The organism is Mycolicibacillus koreensis (assembly GCF_002104795.1).
Taxonomy (GTDB): domain Bacteria; phylum Actinomycetota; class Actinomycetes; order Mycobacteriales; family Mycobacteriaceae; genus Mycobacterium; species Mycobacterium koreense.
Window position 1 is genome coordinate 87,756 of the sequence record NZ_NCXO01000003.1, and the last position, 13,829, is coordinate 101,584.

At 70.4% G+C, this 13,829-nt stretch carries 11 protein-coding genes; 7 read left to right on the forward strand and 4 right to left on the reverse strand.

Features of this window, described 5'->3' with window-relative positions; genetic code table 11:
* Positions 1 to 8: 8 nt before the first annotated feature.
* The 4 genes from B8W67_RS02365 to B8W67_RS02380 all read left to right on the forward strand — a co-directional run bounded on the left by B8W67_RS02365 (position 9) and on the right by B8W67_RS02380 (position 4,862).
* Positions 9 to 1,040 carry a Rieske 2Fe-2S domain-containing protein gene (locus B8W67_RS02365; RefSeq protein WP_085302107.1) on the forward strand — a complete coding sequence of 344 codons (1,032 nt, stop codon included), beginning with the start codon at positions 9 to 11 and terminating at the stop codon, positions 1,038 to 1,040.
* Between the two features lie 5 nt (positions 1,041 to 1,045).
* Entirely contained in the window at positions 1,046 to 2,482 is a 1,437-nt protein-coding gene (locus B8W67_RS02370; RefSeq protein WP_133056030.1) for a wax ester/triacylglycerol synthase domain-containing protein, read from the forward strand.
* A gap of 87 nt (positions 2,483 to 2,569) precedes the next feature.
* Positions 2,570 to 3,841: an NAD(P)/FAD-dependent oxidoreductase gene (locus B8W67_RS02375; protein ID WP_085302121.1), complete on the forward strand. Its 1,272-nt coding sequence runs from the start codon at positions 2,570 to 2,572 to the stop codon at positions 3,839 to 3,841.
* A gap of 31 nt (positions 3,842 to 3,872) precedes the next feature.
* Positions 3,873 to 4,862 (forward strand): MOSC domain-containing protein, encoded by a 990-nt coding sequence (locus tag B8W67_RS02380; RefSeq protein WP_085302123.1) that lies wholly within the window; start codon positions 3,873 to 3,875, stop codon positions 4,860 to 4,862.
* Between the two features lie 8 nt (positions 4,863 to 4,870).
* Here B8W67_RS02380 and B8W67_RS02385 read toward each other — a convergent pair whose 3' ends face one another.
* Positions 4,871 to 6,250 (reverse strand): metallopeptidase TldD-related protein, encoded by a 1,380-nt coding sequence (locus tag B8W67_RS02385; RefSeq protein WP_085302125.1) that lies wholly within the window; start codon positions 6,248 to 6,250, stop codon positions 4,871 to 4,873.
* Complete coding sequence (locus B8W67_RS02390) at positions 6,247 to 7,773, reverse strand: TldD/PmbA family protein (RefSeq protein ID WP_085302127.1); 1,527 nt, start codon at positions 7,771 to 7,773, stop codon at positions 6,247 to 6,249. Before B8W67_RS02390 ends, B8W67_RS02385 begins: the two co-directional genes overlap by 4 nt.
* Before the next feature lie 33 nt (positions 7,774 to 7,806).
* Between B8W67_RS02390 and B8W67_RS02395 the strand changes: the two genes are divergently transcribed.
* The 3 genes from B8W67_RS02395 to B8W67_RS02405 are packed head-to-tail and all read left to right on the forward strand — an operon-like array spanning position 7,807 to position 10,878.
* Positions 7,807 to 8,691 (forward strand): carbohydrate ABC transporter permease, encoded by an 885-nt coding sequence (locus B8W67_RS02395; protein WP_085302129.1) that lies wholly within the window; start codon positions 7,807 to 7,809, stop codon positions 8,689 to 8,691.
* Entirely contained in the window at positions 8,678 to 9,523 is an 846-nt protein-coding gene (locus B8W67_RS02400; RefSeq protein WP_085302131.1) for a carbohydrate ABC transporter permease, read from the forward strand. Before B8W67_RS02395 ends, B8W67_RS02400 begins: the two co-directional genes overlap by 14 nt.
* Positions 9,520 to 10,878 carry an extracellular solute-binding protein gene (locus B8W67_RS02405; RefSeq protein WP_085302133.1) on the forward strand — a complete coding sequence of 453 codons (1,359 nt, stop codon included), beginning with the start codon at positions 9,520 to 9,522 and terminating at the stop codon, positions 10,876 to 10,878. The genes B8W67_RS02400 and B8W67_RS02405 overlap by 4 nt, the downstream gene beginning before the upstream one ends.
* A 7-nt stretch (positions 10,879 to 10,885) precedes the next feature.
* Here B8W67_RS02405 and B8W67_RS02410 read toward each other — a convergent pair whose 3' ends face one another.
* Positions 10,886 to 11,710 (reverse strand): CbiQ family ECF transporter T component, encoded by an 825-nt coding sequence (locus B8W67_RS02410; protein ID WP_069391533.1) that lies wholly within the window; start codon positions 11,708 to 11,710, stop codon positions 10,886 to 10,888.
* The gene (locus tag B8W67_RS02415) at positions 11,707 to 13,803 is read right to left on the reverse strand and encodes an ABC transporter ATP-binding protein (RefSeq protein WP_085302135.1); all 2,097 of its coding nucleotides are present in this window, start codon (positions 13,801 to 13,803) and stop codon (positions 11,707 to 11,709) included. The genes B8W67_RS02410 and B8W67_RS02415 overlap by 4 nt, the downstream gene beginning before the upstream one ends.
* Positions 13,804 to 13,829 lie beyond the last annotated feature (26 nt).

The window sequence follows — 13,829 nt, forward strand, 5'->3', positions numbered from 1 at the left end:
GGGCTCCCATGACCGTCGTTGCCAACGATGATAACGTCAGTAGTCACAATGTCATCAATCGCGGTGACCCGTATCCGCCGTATCCCTACAGCTGGTATGCGGTCGGATTCGCCAAGGAATTGAAGCCCGGCCGGATCCTCACCCGCCGCTTCCTCGACGACGAGATCGTCATCTTCCAGACCGAGTCTGGCGTGCTCGCCGCCGTCGAACCGTATTGCCCGCACCTGGGCGCCCACATCGGTCGACGCGGCCGCGTGGAAAAAGAGACCGTCGTGTGCCCGTTTCACGAATTCAAGTTCGCCGCCTCCGGGCAGTGCGTCAGCACCCCCTGCGGGGAACCTCCGCGCGGCGCCTCGCTGACGACACTGCCGGTCCGCGTCCACTTGGGGATGATCATGGTGTACCACGGCCCCGCCGGGCAGTCGCCCGCCTTCGACCTCGACCTGCCCGAGTCCGATCCCGACTGGCACCCGATCGCCACGCGACGACTGCACTTCAACACCCACCCGCAGGAAGTGAACGAAAACGGGCTGGATCACCAGCATTTCGCCACCATCCACAAGTTCACCAACTTCGTCATCCCCAAACCGATGGAGATCGACGGCGCACGCCTGTACACCGAATACGGTGGCACCAAACCCGTTCCGATCATCGGTGGTGTGCCGTTCCACTTCACATCGGTGCTCATCGGGTTGGGTTTCTCCCTGGTCGAGCTCACCATCGCCCGGCTCTGGATGGTGCGCCAGATGGTCCTGGCCACACCAGTCGCACCGCGCAAAAGTGACATCTACATCGGGGTCGCCGCCCGGCGCCGATTCCGCAACCGGGTGCTGCGTGCGCTCATGAGCCCGATCGAACGGCTGACCGGGTGGCTGTACCTGCAGATCGTCACCTACGAGGTCACCCGCGACCAGTTGATCTGGGACGACAAGATCTATTACGAGCACCCGAAACTGATTCCCGCCGACGGCCCGATCGGGAAGTACCGACGTTGGGTCCGCCAGTTCTACCCACCCAAGTCCCGCGACGGGCAACGGTGAGCGCCGTGGCCCGACGCGTGGAACGGCTCAGCGGCATGGATGCCTGGCAGCTGTATCAAGAGACCCGGTTGCAGGTCGGCAACGGGGTGGCGGTCGCGGTGGTCGACCGTACGGCGCTGACCACCAGCCTCTACGACCACGTGGTCACCACATTGGCCAGCCGCATCCATCTGGTACCGGCGTACCGCAAGGTGCTGTACAGCCCGTGGTTCAACCCGGACCGCCCCATGCTGGCCTCGGTCGCCGAGGTCGACGTCGCTGAACATGTGACGACGGTGCCGATGCCGTCACCGGGTGGACTCGCCGGTGTCGAACGGGTCCTCGCCCGCGTCCGTGCCACCCACCTGGATCCGACCAAACCGCTGTGGCACACCTATGTGATCGACGACGGTGCGACCGCGCCCGGGAACGGCGACAGGTACGACGACGAGTACGGATACGTCATCACCGTCGTGCACCACATGCTGGTGGACGGCGAATCGGCGATGGAGACCACCGGCTATATGTTGATGCCCGGCGATCTGAGCTCCCTGCCGGCCCGCTTCCCCCCGCAGGAGAGCACATTCCCCGACCGGCCCTCGGCGATCCTCGCCGATGCGGCCAGGCGCAAGGCGCAGCGACTTCGGCGCTTGCCCGCACTCATCGCCCTGTCGAGGCGCACCCTGCGCGCCGAACGCGACACCAAACACTTGCAGGTCAAAGCTCCACGCACGGTGTTCAATTGCACCCTGTCGGGGACATCGACCACCGCACTGGCGACCCTGCCGCTCGATGACCTCCGCCGAGTCGGCGAGCACTTCGACGTCACGATCAATCACATCCTGTTGTCCTGCGTGGCCGCTGCTCTGCGTCGCGCCCTGCAGGAGCGCGGCGCGACCGTCTCGGCACCGCTGGTGGCCGCGGTGCCCTACGCGATGCGCGACGCGGACTCCTCCGACTACATCACCGAGGGAGTCGGAACCACCACCGTGCTGCGGGTGAACCTCAACGACGACATCGCCGATCCGGTCGAGCGCCTGCAGGCCATCGCCGACCATGCCCGAGCGGTCAAGGAGGTCAAAGAGCGCCGGGGAGTCAACCTGTTCCGCCAATGGAACGAATACGCCCCGGGACGGCTGGTGACGGCGCTCTTCCGGCTCATCGAGCGGTTCGGTCTGGCCGAACGGATCTCCTGGCCGTGCAACGTGATCGTCTCCAACGCCAGTGGTTTCGTCGCCGACGATCCGACCTTCCTCAATCTGCCGGCGCCCCGCTTCTATCCGGCCGGGCCGCTCTACCACGGGATGGGTCCCAGCGTGCTGGCCATCACCTGGATGAACAACCTGTGCCTGTCGATGACCGCCGACCGTCGGCACGTGGCCGATGCGGCCGCGCTCACCGCCGTCATCGACGAGGAGTTCGCCACGTTGGTGGCTCGAACGGGCAGCGCCGCCGCCGGCTGAGCACGCCGGGCCGGGCCGCCCCCGAAGGTTGCGGGGCGTCGTCGGGGATCGCCACCGGGCGCAGGCGCTCAGGCTAACCTCGAGGCTATGAGCCGAATCGATGCTGCCCCCATCACCCAGGACGTCATCGTGGTCGGCGGTGGTTTCGCGGGCGTGGCGACCGCCCAGCGGCTGGCCCGCAAGGGAGTGCGGGTGTTGTTGATCGACAAGAACAACTATCACCAGTTCCAGCCGCTGCTCTACCAGGTGGCCACCGCCCAGATCGGGACCTCGGAGGTGGCGCGTCCACTGCGCGCCATCTTCCGCCGGCACCGTCACGTGCGCGTCGTCATCGACACGGTCACCGCCATCGACCCCGTGGCCAAGACGGTCACCCTCGCCGACGGCACCGTCTGTCGGGCCGCGGTCTTGGTTCTGGCGATGGGGTCGGAGGCCAACTTCTTCGGCATCGAGGGTGCCCGCGACCACAGCTACCCGCTCTACAGTCTGCGCGACGCGGTCCGCCTGGGCGCTCGTATGGTCGCCGACCTCGACGACGCGGACTCCCCGACCGGAATGAAACGCAGCCTGGATCTCATCGTGATCGGCGGCGGTCCCACCGGTGTCGAACTGGCCGGTGCGGTCGCCGAGAACGTCCACACCGCGATCGCGGCGGCCTACTCCGCGGACTTCGCCCGCAATATCGGCGTGCGCCTACTCGACATGGGCACCAGTGTGCTGCGCCCGTTTTCGGAGAAGTCGCAGTCCTACGCACACCGGCAACTCCACGAAATGGGTGTCGAATTGCACCTGGGTGTCCAAGTCACCCAGGTGCGCCCCGACGGGGTGACCTTGGGCGACGGCACCGACGTGCCCGGCAATGTGGTGGTGTGGGCCGGCGGGCTCAAAGCCCCGCAGCTGATCGCCGACTCCGGGTTGCCGCAGGGCAAGGGCGGTCGCGTCGACGTCGACCCCGATCTCACCGTCCCCGGTTTCGAGGGCGTCTATGTGCTCGGCGACTGCGCCAACATCACCGACCGCAAGGGACGCCCGCTGCCGCAGTTGGGTTCGGTGGCCCTGCAATCGGGGAAATGGGCCGCGCGCAACATTCTCGCCGACCTCGCCGGCCGCCCGCGCACCCCGTTCCGGTATCTGGACAAGGGGATCATGGCGATGATCGGCCGCGGCGCCGCGGTCGCCGAGATCGGGCCGCGGCGGCTACAGGTGCAGGGACCGCTGGCGTTCGTGTCGTGGCTCGGGGTGCACGCGGCGTTGCTGTCGGGGGTGTGGCAGCGGTTGGGTGCCACGGTGTCCTGGGCGGTCAGCTATCTGACCCCCGCGCGCCCGCAGGTGATCCTCGGCCACGTCGACGACTTCTGATCGCCGCGCGGCTGCGGTAGGCTCCGCGGCGATGGTCGCGATCGGGCGCATCACCGGTATCTGGCGGTATCCGGTGAAGTCCATGGCCGGACAGCGCATCACCGCCGCCGAGGTCGGAACGCTGGGCTTGCACGCCGACCGCACCTGGGCGGTGCGCGACCTGGAGAACAACGCCACCACCAGCGCCAAGCGGCTGGCCGGCCTGCTGCTGTGCACCGCGCGGTATGTGAAGCCGCCACCACCGGAGGCCGGGCCGGGCCACGCCCCCGAGGTGATCGTCGGGCTGCCCGACGGCCGGGAGTTCTCCAGCTCCGATCCGGGGATCCACGCGGCGCTGTCCTCCTACCTCGACCGCGACGTCGAACTGCGGGCTCTGCCCCCGGTCGAGGACAAAGGCCAGTACCGCGGGACGATGGCCGGTGCCGCCGACCTGCACGCCTACTTCGGTCTCGACGACGACGAGCCGCTTCCGGACCTGTCGATGTTCCCGGTCAAAAAGCTCGCCGAACTGAGCCGCTACATCACCCCGGTCGGCAGCTACGTCGACGCCTACCCGGTGCACGTGATCACCGAACAGACGCTGCGGACCATGACCGGTCTGGCACCGGACTCGGACTTCGATGTCCGGCGTTTCCGGCCCACGATTCTCGTCGACGCGCCGCAGGGCGCCGAGTATCCGGAGACCGACTGGTGCGGGGGCACCCTGTTCGCGCCGGCCGCCGAGATCACCCCACTGTTGCCCACGGTGCGCTGCGTGATGCCCTCACACGCCCAACCCGACCTCGACCGGGATCGCCGCATCACCCGCACCATCGCCGCCCACACCCGCCACTGCCTCGGCGTCTATGGCACGGTCACCCGCACCGGGCACCTGCGTGAGGGCGACCCGCTGCGGTTTCGTCCGCGGGAACGGTCCCGGATCGCCTCCACCGCGGGGGCCGGTGCGGCGACAGTCAAACGTCTGCTGATGAAGGCGGGCACCGCGGCGATCACCCGCGGGGTAGCGGCCACCCGGCGCTGAGACCGCGGCTACTGCGCCCGGCTCACCGACGACATGTGGAAATCGGGGATACGCAACGGCGGCATCGCCGCTCGGGTCGCCCAGTCCCCCCACTCGCGCGGCAGCGTCGCCGCCGGGGCGCCGGCCTCGTCGGCGCGGCGCAACAGATCCAGCGGGCTCTCGTTGAAGCGGAAGTTGTTGACCGCCGCACTCACCTGACCGTCTTCGACCAGGTAGACGCCGTCGCGGGTCAACCCGGTCAGCAGCAGCGTGGCCGGATCGACCTCGCGGATGTACCACAGCGTGGTCAACAGCAGTCCCCGCTCGGTGCCGGCGATCATCTGCTCCAGGCTGGCCTCGCCGCCGGTCATCAGCAGGTTGTCGGCGGCCACCGCCACCGGCGCGCCGTACTCGCCGGCGTAGGCCCGCGGGTAGCCCAGCGCGTTGATCACGCCGTCGCGGATCCAGTCCGTGCGGGCGATGTCCAATCCGTTGTCGAACACCGACAGGGTCTGCGAGGAACTGGCCGCGGTGACGAACGGAGCGCTGGCCAACCCCGGGGCGGCCGGGTCGGAATACAACGTCAACGGCAGGTCACTGAGCCGCTCCCCCACCCGGGTGCCGCCGCCGGGCGCCGACAGCGCGGTGCGGCCCTCCTGGGCGCCGCGGCCGCTCATCGACCATCCGAGGTAGATCATCATGTCGGCGACCGTGGTGGGCGGCATCAACGTCTCGTAGCGCCCCGCCGGCAACTCCACGGTGCGGCGCGCCCACCCCAGCTGCGTGGACAACTGGTCGAGCAGCGAATCCGTCGGCACCGCAACGAAATCCGGGGTCGCGTGTCCCGCCCAGGCTGAGGCCCCGTCACGTTTGGCGTTGATCTCCACGGTGCCGGTCGGCTGGGTGAAACGCCGGCGCAACCCCGTCGACGACGCCAGGAAGGTGGTCGCCAGCTCGTGGCGGGCGAAGCCGTAGAGGGTGGCGGGGAACGCACCGGTGAATGCACGCCCGAGGGTGGCGGCCAGCTCGGCGAAGATCTCCGCACCGGTCTGCGGCACCGGCGCATCCCAGTGCGGCGGTGTGCCGGTGTCGACGAGAAGCGGTGCGGCGTCGCGGGCCGGGGTGGCGGCGTGCGCGGCGTCGGCGGCCGCGGCGACCAGACCGCTCAGCGCGGAGGGCGCGACCTCGGCGGTGGTCAGCGACCCCACCCGGGCCCCGGTGCCGTCGCGCACGATCGCGATCACGGTGATCTCACGCCCCGTCGACACGCCGTTGGTGGTCATCGAGCTGTTGGCCCACCGCAGCGACGCCTCCGAACGGTCGGTGACGATCACGATGGTCTCGTCGGCACGGCCGAGGCGCCGCGCCTCGGCGAGTGCCGTCTCGGTGACCTGTTCCGCGGGGATCATCGGCCGCCCTCCGCTCGGGTGTTGAGCACGTTGACACCGCGGAACAACGCCGATGGGCAGCCGTGGCTGACCGCGGCCACCTGGCCGGGTTGGGCTTTGCCGCAGTTGAATGCGCCGCCGAGCACCCATGTCGACGGCCCGCCGACGGCTTCCATCGAATTCCAGAACTCGGTGGTGGTGGCCTGGTAGGCGACGTCGCGGAGCTGGCCGGCGAGCTGCCCGTCGCGGATGCGGTAGAAACGCTGGCCGGTGAATTGAAAGTTGTAGCGCTGCATGTCGATCGACCATGAGCGGTCACCGACGACGTAGATGCCGTCGTCGACGCGGCTGATCAGGTCCGCCGTCGACAGGTCCTGCGGGCCCGGCTGCAGCGACACGTTGGCCATCCGCTGGATGGGTACATGGTGCGGGGAATCGGCGTAGGAGCAGCCGTTGGAGCGGGCCGCACCGGTGTGATCGAGGCGGTGGGCGAACACCCGGTCGAGCTGGTAGCCCACGAAGATTCCGTCGCGCACCAGATCCCACCGCTGCGCGGCGACACCGTCGTCGTCGTAGCCGATGGTGGCCAGCCCGAACTCCTCGGTGCGGTCGGCGGTGACCGTCATCGCCGGCGATCCGTAGCGCAACAGCCCGAGCTGATCCGGCGTGGCGAACGAGGTGCCGGCGTAGGCCGCTTCGTAGCCGATGGCACGGTCGTACTCGGTGGCGTGGCCGACGGATTCGTGGATGGTCAACCACAGGTTCGACGGGTCGATCACCAGGTCGGTGGGCCCGGCGGCGACCGAGGGCGCTGCCATCTTCTCCGCCAGCCACCCGGGCAGCTGCGCGAGCTCCTCGGTCCAGTTCCAGATCCGGTCGCCGGCCACCGCCTCCCACCCGCGCCCGCTCGGCGGTGCCAGCGTGCGCATCGAGTCGAAGCCGTCGGTGCCCGCACCGCCGACGACGGTGGCCTCACAGGTCGGCATCAGCCGCACCCGCTGCTGGGTGATCGAGGATCCGGCGGTGTCGGCGTAGAAGATCTGTTCCTTGACCGCCATCAGCGCGGCGCTGACGTGGTCGACACCGGCGGTCAACAGCCGCCCCGAGTAGTCGTCGAGGACGGCGATCTTCTCCGCGGTGGGCACCTCGAAGGGGTCGATGTCGTAGTGCGAGACCCACTGCACGTCGCGGTAGACCGGCTCGTCGGCCCACTCGACGCGGTCCCGGTTGAGCGCCGCCAGCGTGCGGGCCACCTCGACCGCACGGCGCGCGGTCGCCGCGGCCACCTCCGCGGTGAGCTCGGCGTGCGAAGCGAAGCCCCAGGTGCCGTCGACGATCACCCGCACCGCCAGTCCCAGGTCCCGGGTGCGCACCGCGGTCTCCAGCGCGGCGTCGCGCAACGCGATCGTCTCGGTGGTGATGCGGTGAATGCGCAGGTCGGCGTGGCTGGCCCCGGCGGCGGTGGCCGCTGCGAGGGCCGCGTCGGCCAGGTGGGTCCGGGGCAGCGCCAGGAATTCGGCGTCGATCCCGCGTTGCGGTGTCACCCCTTCACCGTAGCCACCGGTTTTAATACAGCTATGTCCCGCACCACGTCGGCACCGGGAGCCCGCTCGACCGGTCTGGCCTACGCGCTGCTGGCGCCGAGCCTGTTCGGGGTCGGCGTGTTTCTGTTGCTGCCGATTCTGGTGGTGATCTGGCTGAGCCTGCACCGCTGGGATCTGTTGGGCCCGATCCGATATGTCGGCCTGGACAATTGGGGTGCGGTGCTCACCGACACCACGTTCGGGAACTCGCTGGCGGTCACGGCGGTGTTCGTGGCGATCGTGGTGCCCACCCAGACCGTGCTCGGACTGGGGGCGGCGGGGCTTCTGGCCCGCCAATTGCCCGGCAGCGGGGTGTTTCGCACCATCTATGTGCTGCCGTGGATCTGTGCGCCGCTGGCGATCGCGGTGTTGTGGCGCTGGCTTTTGGCGCCCACCGACGGGGCGGTCGCCACCGTGGCGGGCCACCGGGTGGAGTGGCTCACCGATCCGGGCCTGGCGCTGCCGGTGGTCTCGGCGGTGATCGTGTGGACCAACGTCGGCTACGTGGCGCTGTTCTTCCTCGCCGGGATCCTGGCCATCCCGACCGACATCCACGCCGCGGCGATCATCGACGGGGCCAGCGGTTGGCAGCGGTTCGTCCGGGTCACCTTGCCGATGCTGCGGCCCACAATGTTTTTCGTGCTGGTGACGGGCGTGGTCAGCGCCGCGCAGGTTTTCGACACCGTCTACGCGCTGACCGGCGGGGGCCCGGCCGGACGCACCGACCTGGTGGCCCACCGCATCTACGCCGAGGCGTTCGGGGCGGCGGCCATCGGGCGGGCCGCGGTGATGTCGGTGGTGTTGTTCGTCATCCTCGTCGGCGTCACCCTCGTCCAGCATCTGTATTTCCGACGGCGGATCTCCTATGACCTCACCTAGGGTTACCGGCGGTGTGCGGGCGGTGGCCGGACGCATCGGTGTCTACGCGGCGCTGGTCGCCGGGGCGCTGGTCACGCTGGTTCCGTTCGGGTTGGCGCTGTTGACCTCGGTGACCTCGGCACGCCAGTTCGCCAGCGGCACACCGTTGAGTTGGCCGCGCCCGCCGGTGCTCACCAACTACACCGACCTGGCCGGCGCCGGGTTCGGGCGGGCACTGGCGGTGACCGCGGTGATGACCGCGCTGATCACGCTGGGCCAGTTGGTGTTTTCGGTGTTGGCCGCCTACGCGTTCGCCCGGCTGCGTTTTCCCGGCCGCGACGCCCTGTTCTGGGTGTATCTGGCGACGCTGATGGTGCCGGCGACCGTCACCGTGGTGCCGCTGTATCTGATGATGGCCCAAGCCGGGCTGCGCAACACGTTCTGGGCGTTGGTGTTGCCGTTCGTGTTCGGCTCGCCGTATGCGATCTTCCTGCTGCGCGAGCATTTCCGGACGATTCCCGCTGCGTTGATCAACGCCGCGCGCCTCGACGGGGCGAACACCCTGGACGTGCTCACCCACGTGGTGGTGCCGGCCAGCCGCGGCATCCTGGTGACGTTGACGCTGATCACCGTGGTGTCGCAGTGGAACAACTTCATGTGGCCGCTGGTCATCACCAGCGGCGCCAAGTGGCGGGTGCTCACGGTGGCCACCGCCGGGATGCAGTCGCAGTACAACGCCCAGTGGACGCTGGTGATGGCGGCCACCACGGTCGCGATCGCCCCGCTGCTGGCGCTGTTCGTGGTGTTCCAGCGCCAGGTGGTGCGCTCCATCGTCGTCACGGGTCTGAAATGACCGGCGGCCGGGCCCCGGGGGCCGACGCGGGTAGGCACCGGCCGCGGTTCTCCACGGTGGCCGCGGGGGCGGTGGTCGCGCTGGCGTCGCTGCTGGTGGGCGCGGCGGTGCTGCTCGACCTGGGTTCACGTGCCCACCGCGGCACCACGGTGGTGACCCTGCGGTTGTGGGACCCCGGCGCCGCCGAGGCCTACCGGCAATCGCTGCGGGAGTTCTCCGCCGCCCACCCCGACATCGAGGTGCACGTCAACGTCGTCGCCTACGCGAACTATTTCGACTCGCTTCGCACCGACGTGGCCGGCGGCGGCGCCGACGACATCTTCTGGGTGTCGGCGGCCTACCTCGCCGACTACGCCGACAACGGCAAACTGCTGGCGATCCCCGGTGCGCGCACCGGCTGGGAGCCCACGGTGGTCGAGCAGTTCACCCGCCACGGTGTGCTGTGGGGGGTGCCGCAACTCACCGACGGCGGGATCGCGGTGTTCTACAACACCGCGTTGCTCGCCGCCGCCGGGATCACCCCGGCCGATCTGGCGACCCTGCGGTGGGCGCCCGATCACACCGACACGCTGCGCCCGCTGCTGGCGCGGCTGACCGTCGACGCCGCCGGTCGCAGCGCCGACTCCGTCGGCTTCGACCCGACCCGGGTGCGCCAGTGGGGGTACAACGCCGCCAACGACATGCAGGCGATCTACCTGAACTACATCGGTTCGGCCGGTGGCCAGTTCCGCCGCGACGACACGTTCATGTTCGACAATCCGGCGGCGGTCACCGCGTTCTCCTACCTGGTGGGGTTGATCAACGACGATCACGTCGCCCCACCGGCGTCGGAGACCAACACCAACGGTGACTTCTCCCGCAACCAGTTCGTGGCCGGGCGCATGGCACTGTTCCAATCCGGCACCTACAACCTGGCCGCCGTCGCCGAGCAGGCCGACTTCGACTGGGGGGTGGCGCTGCTGCCGGCCGGTCCGGCCGGCCGGGTCAGCGTCACCAACGGCATCGCCGCGGCCGCCAACGCCGCCACCGCCCACCCGGACGCGGTGCGGGCGGTGCTGGGGTGGCTCGGCAGCCGGGAGGGCAACCGCTATCTGGGGCTCGACGGCACCGCGATCCCGGCGGTGACCGCGGCACAGCGGGAGTACTTCGCGCACTGGGCGGCCCGGGGCGTGGACGTCGACCCGTTCTTCGCGGTCCTCGACGGCCCCCGCATCCCCGCACCCGGCGGGGCGGGATTCGCCGCCGGGTTCGCCGCGCTCGGCCCGTATCTCGACGAGATGTTCCTGGGGCGGGCCGACGTGGCGGCCACGCTGGCGCTCGCCCAGCGGGCCGCCAATGCCGCCGGGTCGCGCTGAGGTGCGCCTACATCTTGCTGGTGGCCAGGACGGTGAGCTCAAGCGCGAGGGCGGCGCCGCAGACGGTCGCCACGACCGCCAACGCCACCCAGTCGGCCCTCGTCGGCCCCGACGGGTGCGCCGAGATCTGCCCCGTGCCGCCGCGGGCGGTGATCGCATCACCCATCTCGTCGGCGCGGCGCAACGTGACCGTCATCGCCGCGGCCAGCAGGTCGACCACCTCGGTGGCGCGGCGGCGACGGCGCTCCCGGCGTGTTCGCGGTGTCTGGGTGGGCCGCAGTCGCCGGGCGGCGTAGAGCACCCGGAATTCGTCGATGAGCATCGGGAACGCCCGCAACGCCAACGCCAGGGTGACCGCCCAGTCGTCGATCGGGACCCGAAGGAGACGCAGGGGCCGGCCCAGGGTGGCCACCGCGGGTGCGATTTCGGCCACGTTCGTCGTCCACGACACCATGCCGCCGAGCCCGAGAAGCACCAGCGACAGCGCGGTGATCCGCAGAAAGTGCAGCAGCCCACCCAGTTCCAGCGGCCCCAGTTGCGGGCTGCCGCCGGCCAGAGCGGCCATCCCGCCGCCGATCAGCAACAGGATCCACAGCAGTCTCGGGATCGTGGGCAGCGCCCCGGCGGGGATGTGCGCCAGACGCGCCCCGAGCAGCACCAGCGCCGCCACCGCCGCGATCGGCACCCAGCCCGGGTAGAACGTCAGCAGCACCGAGATCGCCGAGACCACCAGCAGTTTGGTTCCGGCCCACAGTTCGTGGACGACGGAGGTGCCCGGCACCGGGCGCAGCAGCACCACCGGGCGGGGCGGGCGCGATGTCCGCGCGCTCATGCCGCACCGCCCTGGTGGGCGGGCGCCGGGTGGACGGTGCCGTCGACGAGGTGGACCGTGCGCGGGCACAGCCCCTCCATGCCGGCGGCGTCGTGGGAGATCACCACGACGGTCAGCCCGGTGTCCCGGCGCAGCCCCGCCAGCAGGTTCTGCAGGCCACGCTGACTGTCGGTGTCGAGCCCGGCCAGCGGCTCGTCGAGGATCAGCGCCCGCGGTGAGCGGGCCAGCAGCCCGGCGAGCACCACCCGGCGCATCTGTCCGCCGCTGAGCTGGTTGATCCTGCGGTCGGCCAGCGACGCGTCCAGTCCCACGGTGGCCAGCGCGGCGGCCACCCGGTCGCGGTCGTCGGCGGGGAACCCGGCGGCGGCGGCCACCTCGCCGCCGACGCGTCCGCGCATCAGCTGCAGCCGGGCGGCCTGGAACGACAACCCCACCGCCCCGACCTGGTCGCCGACCGGCTCACCGTCGAGCAGGCAGCTGCCGGTGGTCGGGGTGGTCAGCCCGGCCATGATCCAGGCCAGGGTGGATTTGCCGGAGCCGTTGCCGCCGTGGATGAGCACCCCGTCGCCGTCGTGGATGGTCAGGTTGACATCACGCAGGGCGACGTTGGCCCACGGGGTGCCGCTGCCGTACTCGTGGCCGACACCGCGCAGTTCCAACACCGGCGGCCCACCCGGGGACGGCGTGGTGTCGATCAGGTCCCCGACCGGCGCGCCGGTGCTGTCGCGCGACGGGCTCAGCGCCAGGATCCGGTCGGCGGAGGCGGCTTCGGTGTCGAAGTGGGTGATGTGCACCAGGGCGGTGTCGTGACGGTCGGTCAGCCCGGCGAGCACCCCCAGCAGGCCGTCGCGGCCCTGCTGGTCGACCATGCTGGTGACCTCGTCGGCGATGAGCAGCGCCGGCTCGCGGGCCAGCGCGGCGGCCACCGCCAGCCGCTGCAGCTCGCCCCCGGAGAGGCTGGCGGTGTCGCGTTCGGCCAGCCCCGCCAGCCCCACCTCGGCCAGCAGCCGCTCGACGTCGGTGTGGGTGCCGGGCGGCAGCCCCCACACCACGTCGTCGCCGACCCGGGTGCCCAGCACCTGGCTCTCCGGGTGCTGCAGCACCACCGCGGTGCCGCCGGGTTTACCCAGGCCGACCGCGCCGGGCCGGTCCACCTGCCCGGCGGTGGGTTGGCGCCCGGCCAGGATCAGCATCAGGGTGGTCTTGCCGGCCCCGTTGGGTCCGGTGACCGCGAGGTGATCACCCGGGTCGATCGACAGGCTCACCGGACGCAACGCGTCGCGGTCGGTGTGCGGATACCGGTAGCGCACGTCGGTGAAGCGCACCGGCACCGGCCCGATCGGCCCGCTCTCGGCCGGCGCGTCGAGTTTGTGCACGTCGGGCACGCCACGCAGGCGCTCCAGCACCCGCGACAGCGCCCACCAGCCGACCAGCGAGACCCCCACGATGCTGATCACCCCGTGCACGAGCAGCAGCACCGGCCAGTATTCCAGCGCGACGGTGAAGAACCGCTGCAGCCCACCGGCGGCCGGTTCCAGGCCCATGCCCAGGGCCCACAGCGGCTTGAGCCAGTGCAGCCAGGAGACCTCGGCCAGCGAATCGGCGCGTTCGGCCGACCAGCGCATCGCCGAGGCGAGCCCGTCGACGTTGGCCATGATCGCGGCGAACACCAGATTTCGCAGCCGGGAGAGCACCGCCAACGCGGCCACCGCGGCGGCCCCGAACAGCACCCCGGCCACCAGCGCGACCGCGACCACCGTGGGGGTGCCCCGACGGCGACGTTTGATGGTGCCGGTCAGTCCGCCGATGTAGGAGGTGGTGATCACCGTCATCAACCCGCCGAGTCCGGCGATGAGGAACGCGATCAGCCCGGCGGCGACGGTGGCGGCCAGAAGCGCCCGCAACCGGTACCGGTAGGCCAGCAGCCCGGTCGGTACGGTCCCCAGCAGCGACAGCCCGGCGGCGAACGGCACGACCACCGCGATCACCGCGGTCGCCGCGCACAACGCAGCCATCACCGCAGCCTGGGCGAGTTCGCCCGGGCGCAGCGATCCGGCCCGTGCTGGCCCAGCCGCCCGGCCGGTTTCGTGCATTGCCCGATTGTGCCAGCCGCCGCCGA